The following is a 25,834-nucleotide window of genomic DNA, read 5'->3' as shown; positions in this document are numbered from 1 at the left end:
TCCTTATTGTGCTACTTGGTTACGCCAGGCGGTCAGTACATCGCTGCGGGTGACCAGGCCAAGAAAACGCGCGTTGTCAGCGATCACCGCCACCAGACCGCGATCGAGAATGGCCTGCAGTTCGCTCTCTGGCGCACGCTTATCGAGAGTTTCAACATGGCGGCTCATCGCTTCGCTGACCGGCAGGGAGAAGCGTTGGCGATCGCCCTGTACGTGGCGGATCAAATCCCACTCATCGACGATGCCGACCACGCGGCCATCCTCCAGAACCGGCAGCTGGGAGATGTCATACAGCCGCATGCGGGTAAAGACCGCGGCCAGGGTGTCGTCCGGCGCGGCCGTGACGGTAGCGCCTTCGTCATGGCGCAGGGCGATAAAATCACTGAGATCGCCCTGTTCGGGGCGGGCGATCAGCCCTTGCTGGCGCATCCAGTCGTCGTTGAACATTTTTGACAGGTATTTATTGCCGCTGTCGCAGGCGAAGGTCACCACCCGCTTCGGACGGCTTTGCGCCCGGCAGTAGCGCAGTGCGGCGCTGAGCAGGGTGCCGGTGGAGGATCCGGCCAGCACACCCTCGACCTGCAGCAGCTGGCGCGCGGTGTGGAACGCTTCGCGGTCGCTGACGCGATAGGCGGTATGCACCCCCTCCAGCCTGGCCAGCGGCGGGATGAAATCTTCTCCAATCCCTTCGACCAGCCAGGATCCCGTTTCGCCGTAGCGTCCGGTATCAACCTGATCGGCAAGGATCGAGCCCGCCGGATCGGCGAGGATAAATTCCGTTTTCGGCGAGTGTTCTGCAAACCAGGCCTGAAGCCCGCCCAGCGTGCCGCCAGAGCCAACGCCGACGACGATGGCGTCGATGTCGCCCTCCAGCTGCTGGAAAAGTTCCGGCGCGGTGGAGGTCGCGTGCGCCAGCGGATTAGCGTCGTTGTTAAACTGATCGATATAAAAAGCCCCCGGCGTTTCATCGGCAAGGCGGCGGGCATAATCCTGGTAATAGGCCGGATGACCTTTATTGACGTCGGAACGGGTGAGCAGCACCGTCGCGCCCAGCGCCCGCAGGTGAAAGATTTTCTCGCGGCTCATTTTGTCCGGCACCACCAGGATCAGGCGGTAATTTTTCTGCGCCGCGATCAGCGCCAGGCCGAGGCCGGTATTGCCGGCAGTGGCTTCGATAATTGTCCCGCCGGGCGCCAGTTTGCCCTGGCGCTCGGCTTCGTTAATCATCGACAGCGCAACCCGATCTTTAATTGATCCGCCCGGGTTCTGATTTTCCAGTTTTAAAAACAGACTGCAGGGCCCGGTATCCAGTTTGTGCAACTGGAGCAGGGGAGTATGACCGATCAGGTCGCTCACGGAATGAAACAGTGACATAACCATTTACCCACTCGTTTAAGATATTTTTGCATGGTAGGTCTGTGAAATCGGTAATTTAAAGAACATTTATCTGTCATTTAGCGCAAAATGGAATATAAGATGCTGTTCAGCCATCCGGAGGGAAAGCAGGGTAGCCGCCTGGGCGGATCGATTGCCAGAAAAGGGCGTTTTTAGCCGCTTTTAACGACAGAATGGCGATTTGAATCAGCGGGTTATCTGATATTTGAAAATGTATTTGCGAAAAGATTCTATGGGGAGAGGCGGTCTGCGCTGGCCGTTAAGTGGCAGCTGGCTCACCAGGAGAAAAGTGCAGCAGAGAAATCACGGGTTAGCGATGTTCGATGAAGAGTCCGGCTACAGAAGAGCAAAAACCCGCCTTGTGGGCGGGTTCTTTAAATAGTGGTGCCGGACTCGGACTAACGCCGCAGGCGTTGAACAGCGCGCGTGTCGCGCTGGCCCCGAAGGGGTGAGCCGCTGTGCGGCGAATAATCGAACGCAGTTCGATGGAGAGTCCGGCTACAGAAAAGCAAAAACCCAGCCATAGGCTGGGTTCTTTAAATAGTGGTGCCCGGACTCGGAATCGAACCAAGGACACGGGGATTTTCAATCCCCTGCTCTACCGACTGAGCTATCCGGGCAACGGGGCGCATTAAACCGTAATCGCCGCGCCTCGTCAACGAAATTTATCTGTTTTGCAGCAGACTGAACAATCTATCACCACATTGCGCTAAAAGCACGCGTCTTCAGGCAAAAAACAGCGTCCAGGCCGCTGAGATCGGCATCGCCAGCACCAGCGCAGGCAGCATATTCACCACGGCAAACATTTTTATTCCGCAGATGCGCAGCCCGGTGGCCACCAGCAGCATACCGCCGACGGCGCTGAAATCCGCCAGCATCATCGGCGTGGTGAGCGGCATAATGATCGCCGCGCAGGCCGCGAGGGTCAGCTGGATAAGTAGCATCGGTACGCTGATGGCGGCGACGGCAATGCCCAGGGTACAAGCGAAAATGGTGGCGGTGAAAAAATCGAGAAACGCTTTGGCAATCAGAATGCTGGCGTCGCCGGTCATCCCTTCGCGCATGGCGCCGAAGACGCCGGTGCCGCTGGCGCAGAACAGGACGATAATCGCCACATAGCTCTGAATATAGGAGTCATGAGCCGAGGCTTTTTTCTTACCCTTCGGCGTCAGCAACTGCTGGAGCTGACTGACCAGCGTATTAATCCCTTTTTCCATATTACAAATTTCGCCGAGCAGCGTTCCCACCAGGGTCGACAGCACCATCACCGGCAAATTGGCGCATTTGATCACCAGTAAAATGCCGATGCCTAATGACGCCAGACCAAAAATTGAGGTCATGGATGTGCGGATCCGTTCCGGCAACCGCTGGCTGAGTAAGGCGCCTAACACGCCGCCGACCAGCACCGCGCTGGCATTAATAAAAGGTCCTGTAACCACGCTGACTCCTGTTAAATATCCCTGATAACCGAATGATTATGACGTTAACCCGCCGTGAAAGCTTGTGTATCCGTGATATAAGTGCATACGGTTTTCATCTTGCGCCTGTCGGGGAAAGGTGCCATGATTGCGCGAATTTTCTCCTCCCTGATATGAGGCCGCCGATGACGACACTGCCATTACCTCGCCAGCGACGCCGCGCACAGATGCGTGGGCTGCCTCATCTTGCTACGCTTACCCCTCTGTTCACCATGCGGTGAAGGACACGTATGCTCACTGTAGGGCAACAGTAAGATCGGACGCGTCTGCTTTTACTGATGTCCGGCGGTCGGAGCTGAATCCGTCAGACCCGGACACATCGTTGGGCAAGGTTTCCCTTGCCTGAGATTTTTACACTCCCGATACGGGCATTTGCGCTTATGAAATCCATGCACATTGCCGCCAGCTGCGAGCTGGTCACCCGCTTGTCCACCCACCGTCGCGTTGTGGCGCTGGACAGTACCGATTTTACCGATGTGGCGGCAGTCGTCATCACCGCGGCGGACAGTCGCAGCGGCATCCTCGCCCTCCTCAGGCGTAGCGGATTTAACCTGCCGGTCTACCTGCTGAGCGAGACGGCGGTCGATAAGCCGGAGGGGGTACAGGCGGTGATCGCCGGTAAAGATCAGGAGTGGCTGGAGCTGGAAGCGGCGGCCTGCGATTATGAAGCGCGTCTGCTGCCGCCGTTTTTCAATACGCTGACCCAGTACGTCGAAATGGATAACAGCACCTTTGCCTGTCCGGGACACCAGCACGGGGCCTTTTTCAAAAAGCATCCCGCAGGCCGCCAGTTCTATGACTTTTTTGGCGAAAACGTCTTTCGCGCCGATATGTGTAACGCCGACGTAAAATTAGGCGATCTGCTGATCCACGAAGGGTCGGCCAAGCACGCGCAGAAGTTCGCCGCGAAGGTCTTTAATGCGGATAAAACCTACTTCGTCCTTAACGGCACCTCGGCGGCCAACAAAGTCGTGACCAACGCGCTGTTGACCCGCGGCGATCTGGTGCTGTTCGATCGCAACAACCACAAGTCAAACCATCACGGGGCGCTGATTCAGGCGGGAGCGACGCCTGTCTATCTTGAAGCCGCGCGCAATCCGTTCGGCTTTATCGGCGGTATTGACGAGCGCTGCTTTGATGAGCGCTACCTGCGGGATCTCATCCGTGAAGCGGCGCCAGAGAAAGCCACGGCCTCTCGCCCGTTTCGTCTGGCGGTGATCCAGCTCGGAACCTATGACGGCACGGTCTATAACGCCCGCCAGGTGGTCGATAAAATCGGCCACCTCTGCGATTACATCCTGTTCGACTCGGCGTGGGTGGGCTATGAGCAGTTTATCCCGATGATGGCCGACTGTTCGCCGCTGCTGCTGGAGCTGACCCCGGACGATCCGGGCATTTTTGTCACCCAGTCCGTTCACAAGCAGCAGGCCGGTTTCTCGCAGACGTCGCAGATCCATAAAAAGGATAACCATCTGCGCGGCCAGGCGCGCTTCTGTCCGCACAAGCGGCTGAATAACGCCTTTATGCTGCATGCCTCTACCAGCCCGTTTTATCCGCTGTTCGCCGCACTGGACGTCAACGCCAAAATCCACGAAGGCGAGAGCGGCCGCCGCCTGTGGGCCGAATGCGTGGCGCTGGGCATCGAGGCGCGCAAAGCGATCATCGCCAATTGCAAGATGATCCAGCCTTTTATTCCGCCGATAGTGGCGGGGCGCCCGTGGCAGGATCACCCGACTGAGGCGATCGCCCGGGAGCGCCGTTTCTTCAGCTTCGAACCGGGCGCGCGCTGGCATGGCTTCGAGGGCTATGCCGACGACCAGTATTTTGTCGACCCGTGCAAGCTGTTGTTGACCACCCCGGGCATCGACGCGGAGAGCGGAGAGTACAGTGAGTTCGGCATCCCGGCGACCATTCTGGCGCATTACCTGCGGGAAAACGGCATCGTGCCTGAGAAGTGCGATCTCAACTCGATTCTGTTCCTGCTGACGCCGGCGGAAAGCGCCGAAAAAATGGCGCAGCTGGTGGCGATGCTGGGGCAGTTTGAACAGCATATTGAAGCGGATACGCCGCTGGCCGATGTGTTGCCGACCATCTATAACAAATATCCGGTGCGTTATCGCGACTATACCCTGCGCGAACTGTGCCAGGAGATGCACGATCTGTACGTCAGCTTTGACGTGAAGAGCCTGCAAAAAGAGATGTTCCGTAAACGGAGCTTCCCGCGGGTGGTGATGAATCCCCAGGATGCCAACCGCGAATTTATCCGCGGCGACGTGGAGCTGGTGCGTCTGAGCGAGGCGGAGGGCCGCGTCGCGGCGGAAGGGGCGCTGCCGTATCCGCCGGGGGTATTATGCGTGGTGCCCGGTGAGGTCTGGGGTGGCGCTGTACTGCGCTATTTCCTTGCGCTGGAAGAGGGGGTTAATATGCTGCCGGGCTTCTCGCCGGAGCTGCAGGGGGTATATAGTGAGACGGATTCGGACGGCATTAAGCGGCTGTATGGCTACGTGCTGAAGGGATAAAAAATGCCCCGCTGAACCGGCGGGGCGTTTTGCTTTTGACGATCACGCGCTCTGCTGCGCGGCGGTCGGTTGTCTGACGTGTTTGTATTTGAACAGCGCCACGAAGGCAAAAGCCAGCACCAGCGAATAGCCGGCGAAAATCAGCCACACGCTCTGCCAGTTAGTGATCCCTTCGACGGTAAAGTACTCCACCACTTTGCCGCTCACCATGCCACCGAGAATACAGCCGAAGCCGTTGGTCATCATCAGGAACATGCCCTGGGCGCTGGCGCGGATTTCCGGACGCACCTCTTTCTCCACGAACACTGAACCAGAGATGTTGAAGAAGTCGAAAGCGCAGCCGTAGACGATCATCGACAGCACCAGTAGCACGGTGCCGAACGGTGTCGGATCGCCGAAGGCGAACAGGCCGAAGCGCAGCATCCACGCCACGATACTGATAAGCATCACGTTCTTAATGCCGTAGCGGCTGAGGAAGAACGGAATGGTCAGGATAAACAGCGTCTCGGAGATCTGCGATATCGACATCAGCACCGAGGCGTGTTCGACGATAAAGCTGCCGGCAAACAGCGGATCTTTATCGAAGCTGTGCAGGAAGGTATTACCGAACATGTTGGTGATTTGCAGCTCGGCGCCTAGCATCATCGAGAAGATAAAGAAGATTGCCATGCGCTTGTTTTTAAACAGCGCAAAAGCGTTAAGCCCCAGCATCTCCGTCCAGCTTTGATTACGCTGGGCGTTAGCCACCGGGATCGTCGGCAGCGTCAGGGTGAACAGCGTCAGCAGGACCGACAGCGTCGCGCCAATGTACAGCTGCATATGGCTCAGTTCGAAGCCGGAGAAGCTTACGCCCCACATGGCGAAGATAAAGCCGATGGTGCCCCAGATCCGGATCGGCGGGAAATCGGTGACGATATCCAGCCCCGCCGACTGCAGGCGGTAGTAAGAGATTGTGTTAATCAGCCCCAGCGTCGGCATATAGGCCAGCGAGTTGAGGAGGATCACAAGGAACATCTCGCCCGGCGTGGTGACCTGCGCCGCCAGATACAGCGTCAGCGCGCCCACCAGATGGCAAGCGGCATACACCCATTTGGCGCTGATCCACTTATCGGCGACGATGCCGAGCAGCGTCGGCATCAACACCGCGGCGATACCGAGCGAGCTATATACTGCGCCGATAGCCGCGCCATCAAACTTCAGCGTGACAAACATGTATGAGCCAAGCGTGGTGAGCCAGCTCCCCCAAAGGCAGAACTGCAGGAACGACAGTATTTTGAGCTGCAGCTTAAGATTCATGTAGTTATCCTCACGAATGTGGGCTTGTTATGTTTTTAAAATAACATTAATCCCGTTATTTTGATGCGATTCTATCATTCACCAGCTGAAGGCTTCTGTTAACTGCCGCAGAAAACCGAAAGATATTCCACAGTATGGCGCAGAAAAAAAGCGGCCTCAGCGCGTGGCTGAGGCCGGTGTCAGGAGGGGGTTATTTACGGCGGTAGCTTTTCTGCGCCGTGTTAACTTTATACAGATAGCGGCGCGATTCCGCCGACGGGTGACGGGTGGTCAGCGTCTGGTAGACGTCACCTGGCGCCATGCTGTTGATGATATTGGCCGCCTGGACTTTATCGCTGGAGAAGACCCGCAGCACGCTGCCGGCGCCGCCGTTATAGGCGGTGATCACCGCGTAGCGACGCGAGGTGGGGTTATCGATGCCAGCAAGGTAGACATTGTTCAGCATCGCCAGGTAGGCAGTACCGGTGTCAATGTTATTCGCCGGGTCGAACAGATAGCTGCGGCTTGGCAGGCCCGATTTACCCTGGGAACGGAAGACGTCTCTGCCGGCGCTGTGCTGGACTACCTGCATCAGCCCCATGGCGTCGGCATGGCTGACCGCATAAGGGTTAAAGGAGGATTCGGTCTGCATAATCGCGAGGATCAGCGACTCATCAACCCCATACTTACGCGAGGCCTGACGCACCATGCCGAGGTATTTATGCGCACGTTTGTCGAGGTGGTTCGGCACCAGGTTGATGGTGATGCTGTAGACCACGCGCAGGCCGTTGTTGCGGCTCTTCAGGCGTGTTTGCAGCAGATAGTCGGCAAAGCGCGCGGCGCGCCACTCCCAACGAATCGATGCCCCGGTGTTATCCACCACCTGGCCATAGAGGAACGGCTCTTTGGAGATCTGAATGTCATCGACATCGGAATAGAGGTCGATGGAGTTGGGGTCATCGCCCATCAGCAGGGTTTTGACGATCGCCTGGCGCAGTCGTCCGCGCGGATCGGTGCCGGCGATGGTCTCGACGGTGATCGTCCCTTCATCAAAGTTGATGTGGCTGCGGGTTTGATACTGGTCGGTGTATTTGACGTAGTCCTTCGGCCCGGCGAGCAGGACTTCGTTGTACCCCCAAATGTTCTCGATGTTGTGGGCAAACTGGCCCATCAGGATATCAAAACCGTTGGTATCCTTGACCCAGGCCTCGTTGTATTCGGCGCCTTTTTTATTGGAGCTGGAACACGAAACGAGCAACGGCGCAATCAGCGCGAGCGCTAAGTATTTTTTCATCATTCCGGGCGTGCGTGTTGTGTTTGTTTTTAAAAGGCCGCAGGGCCCTTACTGTTTTTCCGGCGGCGTATAGCCTTCGATGTGCACGTCTTTCCCTTCAAACAGGAACTGCACCATCTCCTGCTCCAGCAGCTTGCGGTGCTCCGGGTTCATCATGCTGAGCTTTTTCTCGTTGATCAGCATGGTCTGCTTGTGCTGCCACTGCGCCCAGGCTTCTTTGGAGATTTCGTTGTAAATGCGCTTCCCGAGTTCGCCCGGATACAGCTGAAAATCCTGGCCGTCCGCTTCACGCTGCAGGAAGGTACAAAAAATGGTTCTGCTCATAATCAATCCTCTTTGATAGCCGAAAATTTATACCGGCGTTCCGGCTTTTAACTGTTGCAACAAGCGCTCCACGGGGGCCGCCAGACCGACCGACGGCGGCTGCGCTAAGTTATACCAGAGTGCGTTGCCTTCATCCATGCATGCGCCAGATGAGTGCACTGTAAGCCACATCGGCACAATATCCAGGTGGAAATGGCTGAAAGTGTGGCGAAAAGCGGTGAGCTGCGTCAGATTATCGGCCTTAATCTGGCGCTGTGCCAGCCACTCGCGCAGGCCCGCTTCGTCGGCAAACTGCGGAAAACAGAACAATCCGCCCCACAGACCCACCGGCGGACGTTGGGCGAGAAACACCTCGTCACCGTGCTGCATCAGCAGAAAATAGCCGGTGCGTTCCGGAATGGTCTGCTTCGGTTTTTTGCCCGGATATTCTGCCCATGAATGATTGGCGTAGGCCACGCAGCCGTTGCTCAGCGGGCACAGTTCGCACTTCGGCTTCGAGCGGGTGCAAACCATCGCCCCGAGATCCATCATCGCCTGGTTAAAGCGCTCCACGCCCTTCGCCGGCGTGACCGCTTCGCTGATCTCCCACAGCCGTTTTTCCACCTCTTTTTTCCCCGGCCAGCCGCTGACAGCATAGCAGCGGGCGAGCACGCGCTTCACGTTGCCGTCGAGAATCGGATAATGCTGACCGAGCGAAAGCGATAAGATGGCCCCCGCCGTTGAGCGCCCGACGCCGGGAAGCGCCGCCACTTCGTCAAAGGTCTGCGGGAATTCGCCGCCGTGCTGCGTCGCCACCTGCTGCGCCGCTTTGTGTAAGTTGCGCGCCCGCGCGTAATAACCCAGTCCGGTCCACAGATGCAGCACTTCATCCAGCGGCGCGTTGGCGAGATCGACCACCGTAGGGAAACGCGCCATAAAGCGTTCAAAATAGGGGATAACCGTGGTCACCTGGGTTTGTTGCAACATCACTTCGGAGAGCCATACTTTGTAGGGCGTCTTGGCGATTTGCCAGGGCAGGGTTTTACGCCCGTATTTGTCGTACCAGTCCAGGACCTGGGCTGAAAATTGCGTGGCGAGAAAAGTCAAAGCTACGGCTCCGGGATCGCGATTACAGGGGGGCAGATTGCAGCATAAGGGCGAGTGGCTGTAAACCCTTGCATCCGCCGGGTAACTTTGGATAATGCCCGTTTTCCGAACACATTCACAAGCAGACCAAACTTTTATGAAAAACGACGTCATTTCTCCGGAATTCGATGAAAACGGTCGCCCGCTGCGCCGTATTCGTAGCTTCGTCCGTCGCCAGGGCCGCCTGACGAAAGGGCAGCAGCATGCGCTGGATAACATTTGGCCGGTGATGGGCGTTGAATTCAACGATGCGCCGCTCGATTTCGCCGCCCTGTTTGGCCGCGAAGCGCCGGTCACCCTCGAAATTGGCTTCGGGATGGGCGCCTCGCTGGTGGCGATGGCAAAAGCCAAACCGGAACAGAATTTCCTCGGCATCGAAGTGCACTCCCCGGGCGTCGGCGCCTGTCTGGCCTCGGCCGAAGAAGAAGGTGTGCAAAACCTGCGCGTGATGTGTCACGATGCGGTGGAAGTGCTGCACACTATGATTCCGGATAACTCGCTGAATATGGTGCAGCTGTTTTTCCCTGACCCGTGGCATAAAGCGCGCCATAATAAACGTCGTATCGTACAGCCGCCTTTCGCCGAGCTGGTGAAAAGTAAACTGAAGCTCGGCGGCGTCTTCCATATGGCGACCGACTGGGAAGCCTATGCCGTCCATATGCTGGAAGTGATGTCCTCGCTGGAAGGATATCGTAACCAGTCGGCAAGCAACGATTACGTACCGCGCCCGGAATCGCGCCCGGTAACCAAATTTGAACAGCGTGGCCATCGTCTCGGCCACGGCGTATGGGACTTAATGTTCGAGAGGGTGAAATAATGGCCAAGAATCGTAGCCGTCGTCTGCGTAAAAAAATGCATATCGACGAGTTTCAGGAGTTAGGCTTCTCCGTCGCCTGGCGTTTCCCGGAAGGGACCAGTGAAGAGCAGATCGACCAGACGGTCAACGATCTGATCGAAGAGGTGATTGAGCCGAACAAGCTGGCCTTTGACGGCAGCGGCTATCTCTCCTGGGAGGGGCTGATCTGCATGCAGGAGATCGGTAAATGCACCGAAGAGCATCAGGCCATCGTGCGCAAATGGCTGGAAGCGCGTAAGTTAGAGGATGTGCGCACCAGCGAACTTTTTGACGTCTGGTGGGACTAAGTTTGACAAGGGTCGGCAACTGCCGGCCCGTTTTGTCTTAAGGGAGTTTTATGATGCGTAAAACGCTGCTGGCGGTGGCGCTCTCCGTCACCGCTTTGTCTGCCCATGCGGACTACCAGTGTAGCGTCACGCCGCGTGACGATGTGATCCTCACCCCTCAGCAGGTACAGGTGAAAGGGGAAAACGGCAATCTGGTGATCAAACCGGACGGCAACCTGACCTTTAACGGCAAGGCTTATGCGCTCAGCGCCGCCCAGCGCGAACAGGCGCAGGATTACCAGGCCAGTCTGCGTAGCAGCCTGCCGTGGATTGACGAAGGCGCGCGTTCGCGAGTCGAAAAAGGCCGCAAGGCGCTGGATAAAATCATTACCGAACAGGTCGGCGCCAATAGCAGTATGCACGGTCGTCTGACCAAGCTGGACGCGCAGCTGAAAGAACAGATGAACCGCATCATTGAGCGCCGCAGCGATGGCCTGACCTTCCACTATAAAGCCATCGACCAGGTGCGCGCCGACGGCCAGCAGCTGGTAAATCAGGCGATGGGCGGCATTTTGCAGGACAGCATTAACGAGATGGGGGCGAAAGCGGTGCTCAAAGGCGGCGGCAACCCGCTGCAGGGCATTCTCGGCAGCCTCGGCGGTCTGCAAACCGCTATCCAGGATGAGTGGAAAAACCAGGAGGCCGATTTCCAGCAGTTTGGTAAAGACGTCTGCAGCCGGGTGGTCTCCCTTGAGGACAGCCGCAAAGCGCTGGTTGGCTCGTTAAAATAGCTTGATTTCGCTACCTGCGCCCGCAGGTAGCGACGACGCTCAGGCGATCACATCAGCCCTAGCAGCTGTGGAATAAACAGCGAGATCGGCGGGATATAAACAATCATCATCAGCGCGATCAGCAGGGCGGCGTAGAACGGCAGCAACGGTTTGATGAGCTGCTGAATTTTCACCCCTGAAATGGAGCAGCCGACAAACAGCGCGCTGCCAACCGGCGGGGTCAGCAGGCCGATGCACAGGTTAGCGACCATCATGATGCCGAAATGAACCGGGTTCATGCCCAAATCCTCAGCAATGGGCAGAAATATCGGCGTGAAAATCAGCACCGCTGGGGTCATATCCATAAAAATGCCGACGATTAGCAGCACAATGTTAATCAGCAGCAGGATCACCACTGGGTTTTCCGACACCCCCATTAGCGCATCGCTTATCATGTAGGGAATATCGGCATTGGTCATCGCCCACGACATGCCGACCGAAAAGCCAATCAGCAGCAGAACGATAGAGGTCGTCACCACCGACTCCAGAATCAGCTGCGGCAGATCGCGCCATTTGACTTCACGATAGATCAGCACCGAGAGAATAAAGGTGTAGACCACGGCGATGGCGGACGCCTCAGTGGCGGTGAAAATACCGCCGAGGATCCCGCCCATCACAATAATGACCAGCAGCAGGCTGGGTAGGGCGTCGGAAAAAGCCTTTGCCGCCTGGGCACAGGTCGGCCGTTCGGAAACCGGATAGCCGCGGCGTTTAGCGATGCAACCGCAGACCAGCATGATGGACAGACCCATCAGAATGCCCGGCAGATAACCGGCCATAAACAGCGAGGCGACCGAGACGCCGCCTGCGGTCAGGGAAAAAACGATCAGCACGTTTGACGGCGGAATAAGCAGACCCGTGATGCAGGATGAAACGTTTACCGCTGTGGAAAAGGTCGGATCGTAGCCTTTTTGCCTCTGAATGGGATTCAGCGTCCCGCCTACCGCCGCGGCGGCCGCGACGGCTGAACCGGAAATCGAGCCGAACATCATATTGGCCAGCACGTTAACGTGCCCCAGCGATCCGGGCACTCGCCCAACCATCACCTGCGCCAGATTGATTAAGCGTATTGCAATCCCGCCGCTGTTCATCAGGGTTCCGGCAAAGATAAAAAAGGGGATGGCCAGCAGCGCGAAGTTATCAAGCCCGTTCGCCAGGCGTTGAGACACGGTTATCACCGCGATATCCCAGGGAAACATCAGCAGCATCGAGCCAACGGTAGCGATACCGATGGCGAAGGAGATGGGAACGCCGATAAAAACCAGAATAAAGAAAACGCCAAACAGCGTCAGTGCAATAGCGCTATCCATGAGTTGCTCCTTCTTCTGCATGTTTCATGTTTTTCAGGCCGTTATTGATAAAACACAATGCGTAAAACATCATCATGATGCCGGTGAGCGGCAGGATCAGATACACGTAGCCCATGGGGATCTGCATCGCGGCTGAGACCTGGGCGGTCGACAGCGTTTTTGCAATCAGTTTTACGCCGCCGGTCACAATCACTGCGCCGGCAAACAGCAGGATCAGCAGGTTAATAATGACGCTGAACAGCGCCTGCCTGCGGGGAGAGAGCGTCATGGTGAGTAAATCAATCGCCAGGTGACGCTGGGCGCCGACGGTGTAGGCCGCGCCCAGTAGCCCGACCCAGATCATTAAGAAGCGCGCCAGCTCATCGGTCAGGGTGCTTGGCTGGTTAAGCACGTAGCGGCTGAATACCTGCCAGACGACGCAGACAACCAGCGCAATCATAACAGCGACAGAGAAGGCGGCGATGGTGCGGTCCACCGCCAGCTTGATGCGGTTAAGTATCATCGTTGATTTCCTGGTGAAGACGGGCCAGCGGCTGGCCCGTTAATGGTTATTCCGCGGCAGCTTCAAATTTGGCCAGCAGGGCGGCCTGTACAGGATCTTTTTTAAAGTCATCGAATAGCGGCTGCACGGCGGCGCGGAACGGCGCTTTATCCACTTTGATAATTTCGCCCCCCATAGCTTTGGCCTGCGCGCGGGTATCGGCGTCGATTTTCCGCCACAGCTGTTGCTGATAAACCTCTGACGCTTTCGCCGCTTTGATCAGGATTTGTTGCTGATCCGGCGTCAGCTTGTCCCAGGTTTTACTGGAGATAACGAGGAAATCAGGGATGGAGGCATGCTCATCTTCAGAGAATACTTTCGCGATTTCGATATGGCGCGTCTGCACCCAGGAGGGAACGTTATTCTCCGCGCCGTCCACCACCCCCTGCTGCATGGCGGTATAAACTTCACCAAAGGAGATGGGGGTTGGGGAACCGCCCATTAATTCGACCATTTTTAACGTTGTCGGACTGGCCTGAACGCGGATCTTCAGTCCTTTTAAATCTTCCGGCCTGGTGATGGGCTTTTTTGCATAAAAACTTCGCGTCCCGGCGACATAAGCGGAAAGGGCAAAAAATCCTTTCTCTTTCGTCGAGTTCATTATTTCTTTACCCACCTCGCCGAAGACCACGTTATTGAAGTGGTTCTGGTCGTTAAACAAGAATGGTAAATTATATATGGCGTAAATATTATCGAAAGATTCCAGATCGCTGGCGGAACCTTTGGTCATATCCAGCGCGCCATTTTGTAATAACTCCATGGTCTCGCGAGCGCTGCCCATCTGACTACTGGGGTAAATGCGAATCTTCATCTTACCGTCAGAAAGCTGGTTTACCTCTTTGGACATCTCCTCAAACGCCTGATGCACCACATGGCTGCGCTCAAGGTTATGCGCCAGTTTTAATGTTATTTTTTCAGCCGCGACGGCACCTGCAGAGAGTAGGGCCAGTAAAGCTATACCTACCAGAGAACGAGAAAAAGGATATTTTTTCATGAGTTGGCTCCATGCACTTGGGGTAATGGGTCAATATCTTAAGCATCATGCTTTATTTCTGTATGACATATTATCTTTGTTGTCGTACATCTTTAAGCTGCCTGACTCACACTTTCTGGCAATGAGGTAATGAAATAACCGATCTTATTGAAGGATTGATATTTGGTTTGTATTAATTAATGCAAATTAATTTGAGAGTGGAATATTTAATAACAATGGAACGGATGTAATGAGGTATATATGGCGGAGGAATCGAGTGATTCCCATTCCCGCCATATTGCTGCCGGGAATGGGATAACGATATTTATTCGCTGAGGAATAGTTCGAGAAGAGAATTTAAAAACAGCTTTCCATGCTCGGTAATCTGCCAGTTCTGCGCGTCTTCCTGCAGATAGCCGTGGGCTATCGCCGCGTCCAGCTGCGGACGGATCGCCGCTTCATCAAGACCGGTATAACGGCGGAATTCCGCTCGCGGCGCGGCCTCCAGCAGGCGAAAACGGTTCATAAAGAACTCAAACGGTTTATCCGCCTCTTCCACATCATGCTGGCGTTCGAGGTAGCGGCCTTCCATATAGCCGCGCGGGTGGCGGGTTTTGGCGGTACGCAGGATGCGCCCGTCCGGGAAGGTTATCTTGCCGTGCGCGCCGCAGCCGATGCCGAGATAGTCGCCAAAGCGCCAGTAGTTGAGATTGTGCTGACACTGATAGCCCGCTTTGGCGTAAGCGGAAGTCTCGTACTGCTGGTAGCCGGCGGCGCTCAGCAGCTGATGTCCCTGCTCAAAAATATCCCATAGCGCGTCGTCATCCGGCAGCACCGGCGGCCGGGAACCGAACAAGGTGTTCGGCTCAATGGTCAGCTGGTACCACGAGAGATGCGGCGGGTTGAGAGCAATGGCCTGACGCAGATCGTCCAGCGCCTCCTCCAGCGACTGGTCCGGCAAACCGTGCATCAGGTCGAGATTGAAACTGCGCAAGCCCAGGCCGCTGGCGAGGCGTGCCGCGCGTTTGGCCTCTTCCGGGCCGTGGATCCGCCCCAGCCGCTGCAGCTTTGGTTCGCTAAAGCTTTGTACGCCGATAGAGATGCGATTCACCCCGGCGCGCTGGTAATCAACGAAGCGATCGGCCTCCACGGTGCCCGGGTTGGCTTCCATGGTGATTTCCGCCCCGGCGGCCAGCGGCAGGCAGGCGCGGACGCCATCGAGCAGGGTTTGCATGGCCGGGCCTGACAGCAGGCTCGGCGTACCGCCGCCGATAAAAATGGTGCCTATTTCCCGTCCCTGGGCATACTGCACATCGGCCCGCAGATCGTTCAGCAGATGCTGGACGTAGTCATCGTGCGGCACCTCGCCTTTCAGTGCATGCGAATTAAAGTCGCAGTACGGGCATTTCTGCACGCACCAGGGAATATGAATATAGAGACTCAGCGGTGGCAAATTAGCCATTACGTAATGCATCCAGTAACAGTTTAAGCGCCTGCCCGCGATGGGAAATGGCGCTCTTTTCTTCACGGCTCAGTTCGGCCGCGGTTTTTCCCTCTGACGGGACGAAGAAAATCGGATCGTAGCCGAAGCCGCCATGACCTGCGGCTTCCCGGGCGATCACCCCAGGCCAGCTGCCGTGGCACACCAGCGGCGTGGGATCTTCGGCATGGCGTAGATAGACCAGTACGCAGTGGAACTGCGCCTGGCGCTGGTCGTCCGGCACGTCCTGCAGGGCGTCGAGCAGTTTCTCAAGATTCTGCTGGTCGCTGGCGTCGACGCCGGCATAGCGGGCGGAGTAGATGCCTGGCGCGCCGCCAAGGGCATCGACGGCCAGACCGGAATCGTCGGCGATAGCCGGCAGGCCGGTGATCTGCGCCGCATGACGCGCTTTCAGAATCGCGTTTTCAATGAAGGTCAGACCGGTCTCTTCCGCAGACTCGACGCCGAGCTCGGTCTGAGCGACGATATCGAGACCAAAATCTTCCAGCAGCGAGGCCAGTTCGCGCACTTTACCGGCGTTGCCGGTAGCGAGGACGACTTTTTGCATGATGAATCCTGTTTATTCAGTTAGCGCCGCGACCGCAGTCGGGATCTGTTGTGGGGCGATGATTTTAACTTGCTTATGGCGGCCCAGCTCGCCTTTTTCAATCAGTACCTGGCTTTTGGCGACGCGGAACTGTTTGGCGAGAAATTTCACCAGATGGGCATTGGCCTGGCCATCAACGGGCGGGGCGGTAATGGCGACTTTGAGCTCGTCGCCATGTACGCCCACGATGCTGTCACGGCTGGCCTTCGGCTGAATATACAGCCTCAGCACCAGCCCGTCAGCGCAGCTTTCAACGGCACTCATAGCGCCATCCACAGCCCCGGCAGCAGTACGTTACCGGTAGCCTGCAGCACCTCGGCGACCCCCATATTGATCACGTACAGCAGCAGCACCAGCACCATCGGTGAGAAATCGATACCGCCCATCGACGGCAGCAGGTTGCGGATTGGACGCAGCAGCGGGTCCGCCAGCTGCATCAGCACATACTCCACCGGGCTGCGTCCCTGGCTGACCCAGCTCATGATCGCCATCAGCAGCAGCACCCAGAAGATCAGCGAGCCGATGGTTTTCAGCAGAATAAGCAGGGCGGAGATCCAGATGATCGGCTGGAAGGTGATCACCATAAACAGGACGATCGCTTTGATGACGCAGAGGATGAATGCCACCAGCAGCGAGGCGCTGTCAATCGGCCCCATTGCCGGGATGATCCGGCGCAGCGGTCCGACAATCGGCTGCGTGGCCTTTACCACAAACTGCGAAAACGGGTTGTAAAAGTCGCAGCGCGCCCACTGCATCCAGACGCGTAACAACACGACCATTGTGTAAAGCTCAATGACCGTTGAAAGCAGGAAAGTCAACGTCTTCATGGCGTTCCTCAGATTCCTTATTATTTGCTGTAGTCGCGCGCACCAAAAATGGCCGTGCCGATGCGCACCATCGTGCTTCCCGCCGCGATAGCGGCTTCCATATCGTCCGACATTCCCAGAGACAACGTATCGACCGTGGGGTACCGCGTTTTTAACCGCGCAAATGCTACCGCCATTTGCTGGGCGACGGCAAACTGCCTTACATATTCTGACTCAGGCGCGGGGATCGCCATCAGGCCGCGCAGCTCCAGATGAGGTAACTCAGCGATCTCCGCGGCTAAGGCATCGAGCGCTTCCAGCGGGATGCCGGATTTACTCTGCTCATCGCTGATGTTGATTTGAATCAGCACCTTCAGCGGCGGCAAATGCGCCGGGCGCTGCTCGTTCAGGCGGGTGGCGATTTTCAACCGATCGACGGTGTGGCACCAGTCAAAATGTTCGGCCACCAGCCGGCTTTTGTTGGACTGCAAGGGACCAATAAAGTGCCACTGCAGTCCACTGACGCCTGCCTGCTGGAAATGGTTAATCTTCTCCACGCCCTCCTGGACGTAGTTTTCACCAAATGCCCGCTGGCCTGCCGCGATGGCTTCTTCGATCGCGCTCGCAGGTTTCGTTTTACTCACTGCAAGCAATGTCACTTCTTCTGGCGCACGCCCGCAACGGGCGGCGGCACCGGAGATTTTGTCCCGGACCTGTGCCAGGTTATGCGCAATATCGTTCATATTCCGAGGATGAGTTATGAAGCTGGAAGAAATCGTAGCCCTTAGTGTAAAGCATAATGTCTCCGATCTACACCTGTGCAATTCCGCCGCACCGCGCTGGCGGCGGCAGGGTAAGCTGGAGCCCGCGCCCTTTCCCGCACCGGATATTGCGGATTTACTCAACGACTGGCTCGATGCCGCACAGTTACAGCACTGGCAGGAGCACGGCCAGATAGACTTTGCGCTGACTCTGGCCTGTGGTTCACGGTTACGCGCCAGCGCTTTCGCCCATACGCGCGGAATATCGCTGGTGCTGCGCCTGCTGCCCAGCCAGTGTCCGCGCCTGGAGGCGCTGGGCGCGCCGCCTGCGCTAAGCGAGCTGCTGGCGGAAGAGAGTGGCTTGCTGCTGGTCACCGGGGCGACGGGCAGCGGCAAGTCGACCACCCTGGCGGCGATGGTCGGCCATCTCAACCAGCATCTTGATGGCCATATTCTGACGCTGGAGGATCCGGTGGAGTTTATTCATCACAGCGAGCGGTGCCTGATTCAGCAGCGGGAGATTGGCCGGCACTGTCCTTCGTTCTCCGCGGCGCTTCGCGTGGCGCTGCGCCAGGATCCGGATGTGATCCTGCTCGGCGAGCTACGCGACAGCGAAACCATTCGTCTGGCGTTAACTGCGGCGGAGACCGGGCATCTGGTGATGGCGACATTACACACCCGCGGCGCGGCGCCGGCGGTGGAGAGATTGATCGATGTCTTTCCGGCAGAGGAGAAAGATCAGGTTCGTAGCCAGCTGGCCGGAAGCCTGTGCGCGGTGCTGGCGCAAAAATTATTACCCGCACGTCAGGGCGGCAGAGTTGCGCTATACGAGCTTCTGGTTAATACGCCGGCAGTGGCGAATTTGATCCGCGAAGGAAAAGTGCATCAGCTGCCCGGTGTAATGCAGACCGGGATGCAGGCCGGAATGTTGACATTTACCCAGAGTTTTCAGCAACGTGTGGCCGCAGGCGAGCTGTAAGGGGAGTGTGAAGCGAGTTGGGTGGTTGAAATGGTGTGTTAACTAAATGTTTAAAAGCTGTTTCTGGATATTATTTGATAATACAAATAATCTTTGTGAATAAATTCAAATAAGATATTCGGTTGAGATATGTCGGCAGTGAATACGCATTTCCAGGAAAAAAGTTTGATTACCTTTTGACAGCTTTGAGTCATTCGATTTATGCTGTTTACGGGAATAGGATGATTCTCATGGAATAACGTTTCAATTTGTAAATTGCCAATGCTATTTATAAATTCACGGCTGATTGTATATTTTTTTATTCATTTAACCACCATGACGGTGGATAGCTGCTAAGGAGAGTTTTAAGTGATTAATTTAAATGGAAATTCATCATCTTCTCGTCAGGTAACCTTTATTACCCACCCGTCTATTCAAAGCAAAGCCTTTGCCAGCTATCTGAGCGAAACCCTGGTGGCACCGGTGGTTTTACAAAATATTAATAAACCGCTGGCGCAGCGTCTGGCAAAAGATTCTGTAATATTATTTGATATTGCAGTGTCAAATAAGAAATTAAACGGGGTATGGCGGGATATTATTCGCTTGCAGGCAGATAACCCTCGTTTGTTGATTATTAATAGCGCACAAAAGTATGAGTTATACGAAATGGCGAAGTGGCCGGCTTTATATGGCGTGTTCCGCCATGACGATGATGAATCGCGCTTAATTGAGGGCGTCAAGGCCGTGCTGAACGGCGAACAGACGGCTGAATTGAGCGTGATGCACCCGGCGATGTACGCTGCGGACCATGCATCGGCGCCGGTTGAGAACTCGCCGCTGACCGAACGAGAATGCGAGATCCTCAACGAACTGCGCTGCGGCGCGACCAACCTCGATATTGCCCGCGCGCTGTTTATCAGTGAGAACACGGTGCGGACGCACCTGTATAACGTGTTCCGTAAGCTGAGCGTTAAGAATCGCACCCAGGCGGTGAGCTGGGCTAACGAACATCTGCGCCACTAGGCGGGGGAGCTGCGCCGTCTGCGGTTCGCCGGCGGCGCAGAAGAGCAGGGCTTAAAAGCTCTGCTCGAAGTAGCTTTCCAGAATGACCACCGCAGAGGCCGAATCGACGCTGCCTTTATTCAGCGCCCGATAGCCGCCATGTTCGAACAGGCCCGCCCGGGCCTCAACCGTACTCAGACGTTCATCGTGGAGAAGGATCGCGACGCCAAAGCGGCCATGAATTTTATTGGCGAAATTACGCGCGCGCGCGGTCAGCGGTTGCTCAGTGCCGTCCATATTCAGCGGCAGGCCGACGATTACCGCCTCAGGCTGCCACTCCTTAAGCAATTTTTCGATGATATTCCAGTCCGGTTTACCGTCCTGCGCCTTCAGCGCCGGCAGTGGCCGGGCGGTTGCGGTGATCCGTTGCCCTACCGCCACACCGATGCTTTTGGTCCCGAAATCAAAGCCGAGAAAGGTACCGCTCATTATGCATGCCCCGCGACGCCTGGCATCGTCACGATGTCGATGCCAATCAGTTTAGCCGCCTCGCGCCAGCGATCGGCGATGGGCGTACGGAAGAGAATATTCTGGTCAGCCGGGGCGGTAAGCCAGGCATTATCTAGAATCTCCTGCTCCAGCTGCCCTTTCTCCCACGAAGAGTAGCCCAGGGCAACCAGCACGTTGCCCGGTTGCCGGTCGGTGCCTAAGGTTTCGAGGACATCCCGCGAGGTGGTGATCACCGTGTTATCCGAGATACGGATGCTTGAGGAAAAGTCAGAGGGCGGGGTATGTAAAATAAAGCCGCGGTCTTCCGCCAGCGGGCCGCCCAGCATCACCGGTTTATCCAGGCGGATCTCCGGATTACGCGGCTCCGGGACAATTTTGAGCTTCTCAAGGATCCCTTCCACCTGCAGATTTTCCAGCGGCTTATTGATAATAATGCCCATGGCACCCTCGTCGTTATACTCGCAGATATAGACCACGGAGCGGCGGAAAATGGGGTCCTGAAGCGCAGGCATGGCAATCAGAAAGTGATGCTGTAAATTCATTGTCAGAGGTTCTGTTCCTGGTTCAAAAAGCAACACCCAGTATGCGGGCAAAGTAGAATGGTGTCGATGCACTTTATCTGGCAGGCGCCCGAGCGGCGCCTGGCTGGAAGGGTTTCGCCAGCGCGGCAATCCGCGCTCGCTGTGCCCTGAGCGGACGTTCGTCCGCCGTAGTGCTTATCGGGCGAGACGTCTTTCGATAGCGTCCATCAGCATGCCGGTGATCGAAATATCCGGGAAGGCGGCCTCGATCTCACGTACGCAGGTCGGGCTGGTGACGTTAATTTCCGTCAGACGGTCGCCAATAATATCCAGGCCAACGAAAATCAGGCCTTTAGCCTTCAGCGTCGGGCCGACGCGGCGGGCGATATCCCAGTCGCTTTCGGTTAGCGGGCGGGCTTCGCCGCGGCCGCCGGCGGCCAGATTGCCGCGGGTCTCGCCGCCCTGCGGAATGCGCGCCAGGCAGTAAGGTACCGGCTCGCCATCCACCACCAGCACGCGCTTGTCGCCATCTTTAATGGCCGGCAGATAGTTCTGCGCCATGCAGTAGCGGCTGCCCAGCTCGGTCAGCGTCTCGGCGATCACGCCGAGGTTCGGATCGCCGGCTTTGACGCGGAAAATAGAGGCGCCGCCCATGCCGTCGAGCGGCTTCATGATGATATCGCCGTGTTTTTCCCAGAAAGCTTTAAGCTGGGCTTTATTACGGGTGACCAGCGTTTCCGGGGTCAGTTCGGAGAACCAGGCGGTGAACAGCTTCTCGTTACAGTCGCGCAGGCTCTGCGGCTTGTTGACGATAAGCGTGCCTTTCTCTTCCGCTCGTTCCAGAATATAGGTCGCATAAATAAATTCGGTATCGAACGGCGGATCCTTACGCATCAGAATGACGTCAAGATCCGCCAGCGGCAGATCCTGCTCGCCGGTAAAGTCATACCATTTGTCGTAGTTCTGTTCGACGCTCAGTGTGCGCGTCCGGGCGCGGGCCTCGCCGTTGATCAAATAAAGGTCGTTCATCTCCATGTAATGGAGTTCATAGCCGCGACGCTGCGCCTCCAGCAACATAGCGAAGCTGGTGTCTTTCTTGATGTTGATGGTTGCGATGGGATCCATCACGATGCCGAGCTTGATCATGGTTCTTCTCCGTTAACGCCTCAACCTAAGTCGCCAAAACGCACCTGCAGGGCAGTAATGGCGGTGAGCGCAGTAGTCTCTGTACGCAGAACGCGCGGTCCCAACAGGATATCAGTAAACTGGTATTTCGCGGTCATTGCTATCTCTTCAGCCGACAGCCCGCCTTCCGGGCCAATCAGCAGACGGACGCGTTCAACCGGCAGCGGCAGCGTGTTAATGCTGGCGCTGGCGCGCGGGTGCAGGTTGAGCTTCAGCCCGCTGTCCTGCTCGGCGCACCACTCCTCCAGCTGCATCGCCGGACGAATTTCCGGTACCACGTTACGACCGCTCTGTTCGCAGGCGGCAATAGCGATTTTTTGCCACTGCTGGATCTTTTTCTGCAAACGTTCGGCGTCCAGTTTAACGCCGCAGCGCTCGGAAAACAGTGGCGTTATGAGGCTTACTCCGAGTTCGATCGATTTCTGGATGGTGAATTCCATTTTTTCGCCGCGGGACATCACCTGGCCTAAATGGATATGCAGCGGCGATTCCCGATCGTCGGGTTCGCCACTGAGGACTTCAACCGTGACGCTTTTCTTACCGGCCTCGGTGATGACGGCGTCAAACACCTGGTTACTGCCGTCGAATAGCTGAAGGTGCTGACCGGCGGTCATGCGCAGAACGCGCCCGACGTGGTTGGCCGCGTCATCGCTCAGCGCGATCAGGCTGCCGACAATGAGGGGTTCTGGATGATGGATGCGAGGAATGCGCATGCTTGATATTCCGTTCTTTGCGCAGATGCCAGCTTCCCGCCATTAGGCGGGAAGCACAGGGCTGCAAATTAACAATTGCCGCTAGTGTAGGTTAGCTCTTTTGCGCCTGGCAAGCCTGCTGGACATAAGGATTATGGTTGCCCTGCACTTTCGCGATGCGCTCATCGCGTTCACACTCCCAGGCGGTGACCGGATACTGTTTGTTCCAGGCGGTAAACAGCTGAGTTTGCTGGCGGGAAAGATTTAACTGGTAGCGGTCGCGCATATAGAAGTAGGTGCGGGCGATGGCGCCGCGGGCGCGGGCAGGGGGCTCAGCGATTTTATCTTTAAAATCGACCTTCATGGTGCACTGGCCGTACTGGCCTTCACCGCCGTTCCACTGGCTGTACATAAAGTTGCCGCGATCGCCATTCACTTCTCCCACCGCCGGCTGCAGGTTGTGCATGTCGCTTTCCATCTTGCGGTACTCAGGATCTTTGGCGCAGTTTTTACGACCACCCTCCTGCCAGCACTGGCGCTGATGGCCGAACTGCCACGCCGGCACCACGTGTTCCCATTCAACCCGGCTGGCGCGGTTCTCATTTTTACGCACTTTATAGCCACAAGATTCCAGATCGATAACGCCTTTTTTACCCTGCCAGGCAATTTTACAGCCGCAGTAAAAGTCGCCGGGAACGTCGGCGTTTACTTTGACGCCAGCGGCCTTGGCCTGGGAAAAACTGGTAATTTCTGCGGCCGCAAGCGGGCCACTCACTGCCGTGCTCAATACTGCAACGGCTAAAACATGCATACGGGACATCGTTCACTCCGTGTCAAAACGAGCCCGCAACGTAGCGAATGAGGGTGCCGGATGCAATCAGTCAGATCAGAAAGTTTCTAATTAATTCCAATGGTTATTCTTCAGCCACCAGCAGATCGCCGCAGCGCACGCAGCGGTAAGTGGCTTCGCCGCGCACCACCCGGTTATGGCGACGGACGGTGAGCTGATGCTGCTGGCAGCGGCAGCGGTAGGGGAAGGTATTCTGGCGGACTGAATCGAGTTCAAAGCGATGGGTGCGACGTGCGGGAACGCCCAGCACGCCCTCCATCATCCATTTCCACTCTTTACCGTGCGGGGCTACCCGGCCAAAGTGTTGCCACACCAGCAGGTGCGCCAGCTCATGGGGCACCACTTCATCGATAAACGCCTGCTGATTTTCCAGCAGCAGCACCGGATTTAAACGAATTTCGTTTTTCTCCAGCCAGGCGGTGCCGGCGGAGGTACCGCGCTGCTGGTAGACCAACGTCGGCTCCGCGTAGCGGCGTTCCAGCTTGAGGTTCGCTTTGGCGAGATGCTCCCGCAGGCTGCGCATCACGGCCTGCTGAATAGCGATGGGAATACGGGGTGTTTTCATAGCGCCAGAGGATAGTGCGGCGGAGGGGGGAGAGCAAGCGGAAGCTTCCTCCCGGAAGGGGAGGAAGCTCAGACGGATTAATCGCGGGCGCCGATCTCGCGCAGCGGACGACCCTGCATCAGGTTGCGTTCGATATGTTCCAGCGAGACGTTTTTGGTTTCCGGGATCAGCCACAGCGTCAGCAGAATAAACAGCACGTTCAGACCGCCGTAGACCCAGAAGGTGTTGGCGCTGCCCAGCGAATTGAGCATGGTCAGGAAGGTAGCGCCGACAATCATGTTGGCAATCCAGTTGGTCGCCGTTGAGCAGGTGATACCGAAGTCGCGGCCTTTCAGCGGCTGGATTTCGGAACACAGTACCCAAATCAGCGGGCCGGCGCTCATGGCGAAACCGACGATAAACATCAGCAGCATCAGGACGGCGATGTACTGGGCGGTTGAGGAGTGAATACCGATGTGCATCATGCTGCCCAGGACGCCCATTCCCGCTGCCATGACGATAAAGCCAAGGATCAGCGTCGGTTTACGGCCCCAGCGGTCGACCAGACCGATGGCGATAAAGGTGGCCAGCACGTTAGTCAGACCGACAATGACCGTCCCCCACATCTGCTCGGTGGTGTTGGCGTAGCCTGCCAGCTCAAAGATCTTCGGCGCGTAGTACATGATGACGTTCATCCCGGTGAACTGCTGCATTACCTGCAGCAGAATGCCGAGGAACACCGCGCGGCGGAAGTTGCTGTTGTCTTTAAACAGCGACCAGCCGGACTGTTTTACCTTCAGGCTTTCGCGGATTTCGTCGAGCTCGCGTTTCGCTTCGGCGCTGGTATCGCGCAGGCGCAGCAGCACGCGCTCGGCATCGACAAAGCGGCGTTTGGCGGCGAACCAGCGCGGGCTGTCCGGCAGGAAGATAACGCCGATCAGCAGCAATACCGCCGGAATAATGATCACGCCGAGCATCCAGCGCCATGCGCCGCTGTAGCTAAAGGCGGTGTCGGAGAGGTAAGCGCCAAGGATCCCGATGGTGATCATCAGCTGGTACATGGAAATCATACTGCCGCGAATCTTCTCCGGAGCGATTTCCGATAGATACAGCGGCGCGGTGTATGAGGCGACGCCTACCGCCAGGCCTAGCAGCACGCGGGAAACCAGCAGGATCTCGACGTTTGGCGCGGCGGCGGAGAACAGAGAGCCGGCGACAAAGAGGATGGCGCCGATCATCAGGCTCTTTTTACGGCCCAGTTTGAAGGAGAGCCAGCCGCTGCCGACCGCACCGACGGCGGCGCCGAACATCATGGAGCTGACCACCCACTCCTGAGTGTGGGCGGAAATCTGGAACTCATTGGCAATAAAGGGTAAGGCACCCGCAATAACACCGATATCAAGGCCAAACAGCAGGCCAGCCAGCGCGGCGAGGAAACAGACGAAGAACGTCATGGTCTTGTTTGAACGCCCTTGTTTTTTGTTGTCAGGCATAACGCCCTCCAGTTGAGTTATTGATTCTGTCGATGGTTAGCGTAGGACACTCGTCGGTAAAAAAACGTGATTATAATCACGGCTGTGTAATCGTTTCCACAAAGGTAAAGAAACGTAATGCATTAAATGCTTTTTAAATCAGCAATATAAACAAGGATAGTCGACAATTTGAAAAACGGTAATCAGAGTTAACCGAAACAATATGTAACATTGTGAAAAATACGCCGATGAGATGACGC

General features: G+C 56.6%; 27 protein-coding genes and 1 tRNA gene. 6 read left to right on the top strand and 22 right to left on the bottom strand.

The features are described from left to right. Positions 1-3 precede the first annotated feature (3 nt). From ACQUTP_RS20290 to ACQUTP_RS20280, 3 genes are all read right to left on the bottom strand, one after another. Complete coding sequence (locus tag ACQUTP_RS20290) at positions 4-1,380, bottom strand: pyridoxal-phosphate dependent enzyme (protein WP_072500772.1); 1,377 nt, start codon at positions 1,378-1,380, stop codon at positions 4-6. Positions 1,381-1,939: 559 nt separating this feature from the next. Continuing rightward, a tRNA-Phe gene (locus ACQUTP_RS20285) sits at positions 1,940-2,015 on the bottom strand. Positions 2,016-2,120: 105 nt separating this feature from the next. Further along, positions 2,121-2,834, bottom strand: a complete 714-nt coding sequence (locus tag ACQUTP_RS20280; RefSeq protein ID WP_004205197.1) for a DUF554 domain-containing protein — start codon at positions 2,832-2,834, stop codon at positions 2,121-2,123. 419 nt (positions 2,835-3,253) lie between these two features. Between ACQUTP_RS20280 and ACQUTP_RS20275 the strand changes: the two genes are divergently transcribed. After that, on the top strand, positions 3,254-5,392 hold the full coding sequence (locus ACQUTP_RS20275) for an ornithine decarboxylase (RefSeq protein WP_017899763.1): 2,139 nt from the start codon (positions 3,254-3,256) through the stop codon (positions 5,390-5,392). A gap of 42 nt (positions 5,393-5,434) precedes the next feature. Here the strand turns inward: ACQUTP_RS20275 and ACQUTP_RS20270 are convergent, their stop codons facing one another. The 4 genes from ACQUTP_RS20270 to mutY all read right to left on the bottom strand — a co-directional run bounded on the left by ACQUTP_RS20270 (position 5,435) and on the right by mutY (position 9,371). Then, entirely contained in the window at positions 5,435-6,688 is a 1,254-nt protein-coding gene (locus ACQUTP_RS20270) for a nucleoside permease (protein ID WP_285755876.1), read from the bottom strand. Positions 6,689-6,878: 190 nt separating this feature from the next. Continuing rightward, the gene (mltC, locus tag ACQUTP_RS20265) at positions 6,879-7,961 is read right to left on the bottom strand and encodes a membrane-bound lytic murein transglycosylase MltC (protein ID WP_002916629.1); all 1,083 of its coding nucleotides are present in this window, start codon (positions 7,959-7,961) and stop codon (positions 6,879-6,881) included. Positions 7,962-8,009: 48 nt separating this feature from the next. After that, positions 8,010-8,285, bottom strand: coding sequence for an oxidative damage protection protein (locus ACQUTP_RS20260; protein WP_004105744.1), 276 nt, complete (start codon positions 8,283-8,285; stop codon positions 8,010-8,012). Positions 8,286-8,312: 27 nt separating this feature from the next. Continuing rightward, positions 8,313-9,371: an A/G-specific adenine glycosylase gene (gene mutY / locus ACQUTP_RS20255; RefSeq protein ID WP_017899765.1), complete on the bottom strand. Its 1,059-nt coding sequence runs from the start codon at positions 9,369-9,371 to the stop codon at positions 8,313-8,315. Between the two features lie 136 nt (positions 9,372-9,507). Here mutY and trmB point away from each other — a divergent pair, with 136 nt between their 5' ends. Genes trmB through ACQUTP_RS20240 form a run of 3 tightly spaced genes read left to right on the top strand, consistent with a single transcriptional unit; the run spans position 9,508 to position 11,323 of the window. Continuing rightward, positions 9,508-10,227, top strand: a complete 720-nt coding sequence (trmB, locus tag ACQUTP_RS20250) for a tRNA (guanosine(46)-N7)-methyltransferase TrmB (RefSeq protein ID WP_004205192.1) — start codon at positions 9,508-9,510, stop codon at positions 10,225-10,227. Next, complete coding sequence (locus tag ACQUTP_RS20245) at positions 10,227-10,553, top strand: YggL family protein (RefSeq protein WP_002916620.1); 327 nt, start codon at positions 10,227-10,229, stop codon at positions 10,551-10,553. Before trmB ends, ACQUTP_RS20245 begins: the two co-directional genes overlap by 1 nt. A gap of 50 nt (positions 10,554-10,603) precedes the next feature. Then, entirely contained in the window at positions 10,604-11,323 is a 720-nt protein-coding gene (locus ACQUTP_RS20240) for a DUF2884 domain-containing protein (protein WP_004205190.1), read from the top strand. A gap of 47 nt (positions 11,324-11,370) precedes the next feature. On the opposite strand, the gene ACQUTP_RS20235 is transcribed toward ACQUTP_RS20240, so the two are convergent. From ACQUTP_RS20235 to ACQUTP_RS20200, 8 genes are all read right to left on the bottom strand, one after another. Further along, on the bottom strand, positions 11,371-12,672 hold the full coding sequence (locus ACQUTP_RS20235; RefSeq protein ID WP_049004133.1) for a TRAP transporter large permease: 1,302 nt from the start codon (positions 12,670-12,672) through the stop codon (positions 11,371-11,373). Further along, a complete protein-coding gene (locus ACQUTP_RS20230) occupies positions 12,665-13,174 on the bottom strand; it encodes a TRAP transporter small permease (protein ID WP_004205188.1) in 510 nt (169 codons plus the stop codon). Before ACQUTP_RS20230 ends, ACQUTP_RS20235 begins: the two co-directional genes overlap by 8 nt. 46 nt (positions 13,175-13,220) lie before the next feature. Further along, entirely contained in the window at positions 13,221-14,207 is a 987-nt protein-coding gene (locus ACQUTP_RS20225) for a TRAP transporter substrate-binding protein (protein WP_004205187.1), read from the bottom strand. Between the two features lie 304 nt (positions 14,208-14,511). Next, positions 14,512-15,648 carry a radical SAM family heme chaperone HemW gene (gene hemW, locus ACQUTP_RS20220; RefSeq protein ID WP_062914444.1) on the bottom strand — a complete coding sequence of 379 codons (1,137 nt, stop codon included), beginning with the start codon at positions 15,646-15,648 and terminating at the stop codon, positions 14,512-14,514. Further along, positions 15,641-16,234 (bottom strand): XTP/dITP diphosphatase, encoded by a 594-nt coding sequence (locus ACQUTP_RS20215; protein WP_004205185.1) that lies wholly within the window; start codon positions 16,232-16,234, stop codon positions 15,641-15,643. The genes hemW and ACQUTP_RS20215 overlap by 8 nt, the downstream gene beginning before the upstream one ends. Before the next feature lie 12 nt (positions 16,235-16,246). Beyond that, positions 16,247-16,537, bottom strand: coding sequence for a DUF167 family protein YggU (gene yggU, locus ACQUTP_RS20210; RefSeq protein WP_004205183.1), 291 nt, complete (start codon positions 16,535-16,537; stop codon positions 16,247-16,249). After that, positions 16,534-17,100, bottom strand: a complete 567-nt coding sequence (locus ACQUTP_RS20205; protein WP_004205182.1) for a YggT family protein — start codon at positions 17,098-17,100, stop codon at positions 16,534-16,536. Before ACQUTP_RS20205 ends, yggU begins: the two co-directional genes overlap by 4 nt. 20 nt (positions 17,101-17,120) lie before the next feature. Next, a complete protein-coding gene (locus tag ACQUTP_RS20200; RefSeq protein WP_004205181.1) occupies positions 17,121-17,822 on the bottom strand; it encodes a YggS family pyridoxal phosphate-dependent enzyme in 702 nt (233 codons plus the stop codon). 16 nt (positions 17,823-17,838) lie between these two features. On the opposite strand from ACQUTP_RS20200, the gene ACQUTP_RS20195 reads away from it, so the two are divergent. Together ACQUTP_RS20195 and ACQUTP_RS20190 are read left to right on the top strand one after the other, a co-directional pair. Beyond that, positions 17,839-18,819 carry a type IV pilus twitching motility protein PilT gene (locus tag ACQUTP_RS20195; protein ID WP_004205180.1) on the top strand — a complete coding sequence of 327 codons (981 nt, stop codon included), beginning with the start codon at positions 17,839-17,841 and terminating at the stop codon, positions 18,817-18,819. Positions 18,820-19,167: 348 nt separating this feature from the next. After that, positions 19,168-19,821, top strand: coding sequence for a LuxR C-terminal-related transcriptional regulator (locus ACQUTP_RS20190; protein WP_285755878.1), 654 nt, complete (start codon positions 19,168-19,170; stop codon positions 19,819-19,821). 51 nt (positions 19,822-19,872) lie between these two features. Here the strand turns inward: ACQUTP_RS20190 and ruvX are convergent, their stop codons facing one another. The 7 genes from ruvX to ACQUTP_RS20155 form a co-directional block, all read right to left on the bottom strand. Next, positions 19,873-20,289 carry a Holliday junction resolvase RuvX gene (gene ruvX / locus ACQUTP_RS20185; RefSeq protein ID WP_004205178.1) on the bottom strand — a complete coding sequence of 139 codons (417 nt, stop codon included), beginning with the start codon at positions 20,287-20,289 and terminating at the stop codon, positions 19,873-19,875. After that, the gene (locus tag ACQUTP_RS20180) at positions 20,289-20,852 is read right to left on the bottom strand and encodes a YqgE/AlgH family protein (protein ID WP_002916603.1); all 564 of its coding nucleotides are present in this window, start codon (positions 20,850-20,852) and stop codon (positions 20,289-20,291) included. The genes ruvX and ACQUTP_RS20180 overlap by 1 nt, the downstream gene beginning before the upstream one ends. 174 nt (positions 20,853-21,026) lie before the next feature. Next, positions 21,027-21,977, bottom strand: coding sequence for a glutathione synthase (gene gshB, locus ACQUTP_RS20175; protein WP_004205176.1), 951 nt, complete (start codon positions 21,975-21,977; stop codon positions 21,027-21,029). 20 nt (positions 21,978-21,997) lie between these two features. Further along, complete coding sequence (gene rsmE, locus ACQUTP_RS20170; RefSeq protein ID WP_032456614.1) at positions 21,998-22,729, bottom strand: 16S rRNA (uracil(1498)-N(3))-methyltransferase; 732 nt, start codon at positions 22,727-22,729, stop codon at positions 21,998-22,000. Between the two features lie 91 nt (positions 22,730-22,820). Continuing rightward, a complete protein-coding gene (endA, locus tag ACQUTP_RS20165) occupies positions 22,821-23,528 on the bottom strand; it encodes a deoxyribonuclease I (RefSeq protein ID WP_004205174.1) in 708 nt (235 codons plus the stop codon). 94 nt (positions 23,529-23,622) lie between these two features. Then, entirely contained in the window at positions 23,623-24,123 is a 501-nt protein-coding gene (locus ACQUTP_RS20160) for a SprT family zinc-dependent metalloprotease (RefSeq protein WP_004205173.1), read from the bottom strand. 77 nt (positions 24,124-24,200) lie between these two features. Then, complete coding sequence (locus ACQUTP_RS20155; RefSeq protein WP_004205171.1) at positions 24,201-25,595, bottom strand: sugar porter family MFS transporter; 1,395 nt, start codon at positions 25,593-25,595, stop codon at positions 24,201-24,203. Positions 25,596-25,834: the final 239 nt, after the last annotated feature.

The sequence above is a fragment of the Klebsiella sp. 2-CIP_Kleb. genome (assembly GCF_050378715.1).
GTDB lineage: Bacteria > Pseudomonadota > Gammaproteobacteria > Enterobacterales > Enterobacteriaceae > Klebsiella > Klebsiella quasipneumoniae.
This window is presented reverse-complemented; position numbering and strand designations above follow the sequence as displayed.

What these genes read in the sequence shown, in the direction of transcription:
- gshB (WP_004205176.1), bottom strand. Translation starts at nt 21,977, where the DNA reads ATGATCAAGCTCGGCATCGTGATGGATCCCATCGCAACCATCAACATC.
- ACQUTP_RS20240 (WP_004205190.1), top strand. Translation starts at nt 10,604, where the DNA reads ATGATGCGTAAAACGCTGCTGGCGGTGGCGCTCTCCGTCACCGCTTTG.
- ACQUTP_RS20245 (WP_002916620.1), top strand. Translation starts at nt 10,227, where the DNA reads ATGGCCAAGAATCGTAGCCGTCGTCTGCGTAAAAAAATGCATATCGAC.
- ACQUTP_RS20200 (WP_004205181.1), bottom strand. Translation starts at nt 17,822, where the DNA reads ATGAACGATATTGCGCATAACCTGGCACAGGTCCGGGACAAAATCTCC.
- ACQUTP_RS20275 (WP_017899763.1), top strand. Translation starts at nt 3,254, where the DNA reads ATGAAATCCATGCACATTGCCGCCAGCTGCGAGCTGGTCACCCGCTTG.
- trmB (WP_004205192.1), top strand. Translation starts at nt 9,508, where the DNA reads ATGAAAAACGACGTCATTTCTCCGGAATTCGATGAAAACGGTCGCCCG.
- ACQUTP_RS20270 (WP_285755876.1), bottom strand. Translation starts at nt 6,688, where the DNA reads ATGAATCTTAAGCTGCAGCTCAAAATACTGTCGTTCCTGCAGTTCTGC.
- ACQUTP_RS20215 (WP_004205185.1), bottom strand. Translation starts at nt 16,234, where the DNA reads ATGCAAAAAGTCGTCCTCGCTACCGGCAACGCCGGTAAAGTGCGCGAA.
- ACQUTP_RS20195 (WP_004205180.1), top strand. Translation starts at nt 17,839, where the DNA reads ATGAAGCTGGAAGAAATCGTAGCCCTTAGTGTAAAGCATAATGTCTCC.
- ACQUTP_RS20260 (WP_004105744.1), bottom strand. Translation starts at nt 8,285, where the DNA reads ATGAGCAGAACCATTTTTTGTACCTTCCTGCAGCGTGAAGCGGACGGC.
- hemW (WP_062914444.1), bottom strand. Translation starts at nt 15,648, where the DNA reads ATGGCTAATTTGCCACCGCTGAGTCTCTATATTCATATTCCCTGGTGC.
- ACQUTP_RS20155 (WP_004205171.1), bottom strand. Translation starts at nt 25,595, where the DNA reads ATGCCTGACAACAAAAAACAAGGGCGTTCAAACAAGACCATGACGTTC.
- ACQUTP_RS20180 (WP_002916603.1), bottom strand. Translation starts at nt 20,852, where the DNA reads ATGAATTTACAGCATCACTTTCTGATTGCCATGCCTGCGCTTCAGGAC.
- rsmE (WP_032456614.1), bottom strand. Translation starts at nt 22,729, where the DNA reads ATGCGCATTCCTCGCATCCATCATCCAGAACCCCTCATTGTCGGCAGC.
- ACQUTP_RS20225 (WP_004205187.1), bottom strand. Translation starts at nt 14,207, where the DNA reads ATGAAAAAATATCCTTTTTCTCGTTCTCTGGTAGGTATAGCTTTACTG.
- mltC (WP_002916629.1), bottom strand. Translation starts at nt 7,961, where the DNA reads ATGAAAAAATACTTAGCGCTCGCGCTGATTGCGCCGTTGCTCGTTTCG.
- ruvX (WP_004205178.1), bottom strand. Translation starts at nt 20,289, where the DNA reads ATGAGCGGTACCTTTCTCGGCTTTGATTTCGGGACCAAAAGCATCGGT.
- endA (WP_004205174.1), bottom strand. Translation starts at nt 23,528, where the DNA reads ATGTCCCGTATGCATGTTTTAGCCGTTGCAGTATTGAGCACGGCAGTG.
- yggU (WP_004205183.1), bottom strand. Translation starts at nt 16,537, where the DNA reads ATGAGTGCCGTTGAAAGCTGCGCTGACGGGCTGGTGCTGAGGCTGTAT.
- ACQUTP_RS20160 (WP_004205173.1), bottom strand. Translation starts at nt 24,123, where the DNA reads ATGAAAACACCCCGTATTCCCATCGCTATTCAGCAGGCCGTGATGCGC.
- ACQUTP_RS20235 (WP_049004133.1), bottom strand. Translation starts at nt 12,672, where the DNA reads ATGGATAGCGCTATTGCACTGACGCTGTTTGGCGTTTTCTTTATTCTG.
- ACQUTP_RS20205 (WP_004205182.1), bottom strand. Translation starts at nt 17,100, where the DNA reads ATGAAGACGTTGACTTTCCTGCTTTCAACGGTCATTGAGCTTTACACA.
- ACQUTP_RS20290 (WP_072500772.1), bottom strand. Translation starts at nt 1,380, where the DNA reads ATGGTTATGTCACTGTTTCATTCCGTGAGCGACCTGATCGGTCATACT.
- ACQUTP_RS20230 (WP_004205188.1), bottom strand. Translation starts at nt 13,174, where the DNA reads ATGATACTTAACCGCATCAAGCTGGCGGTGGACCGCACCATCGCCGCC.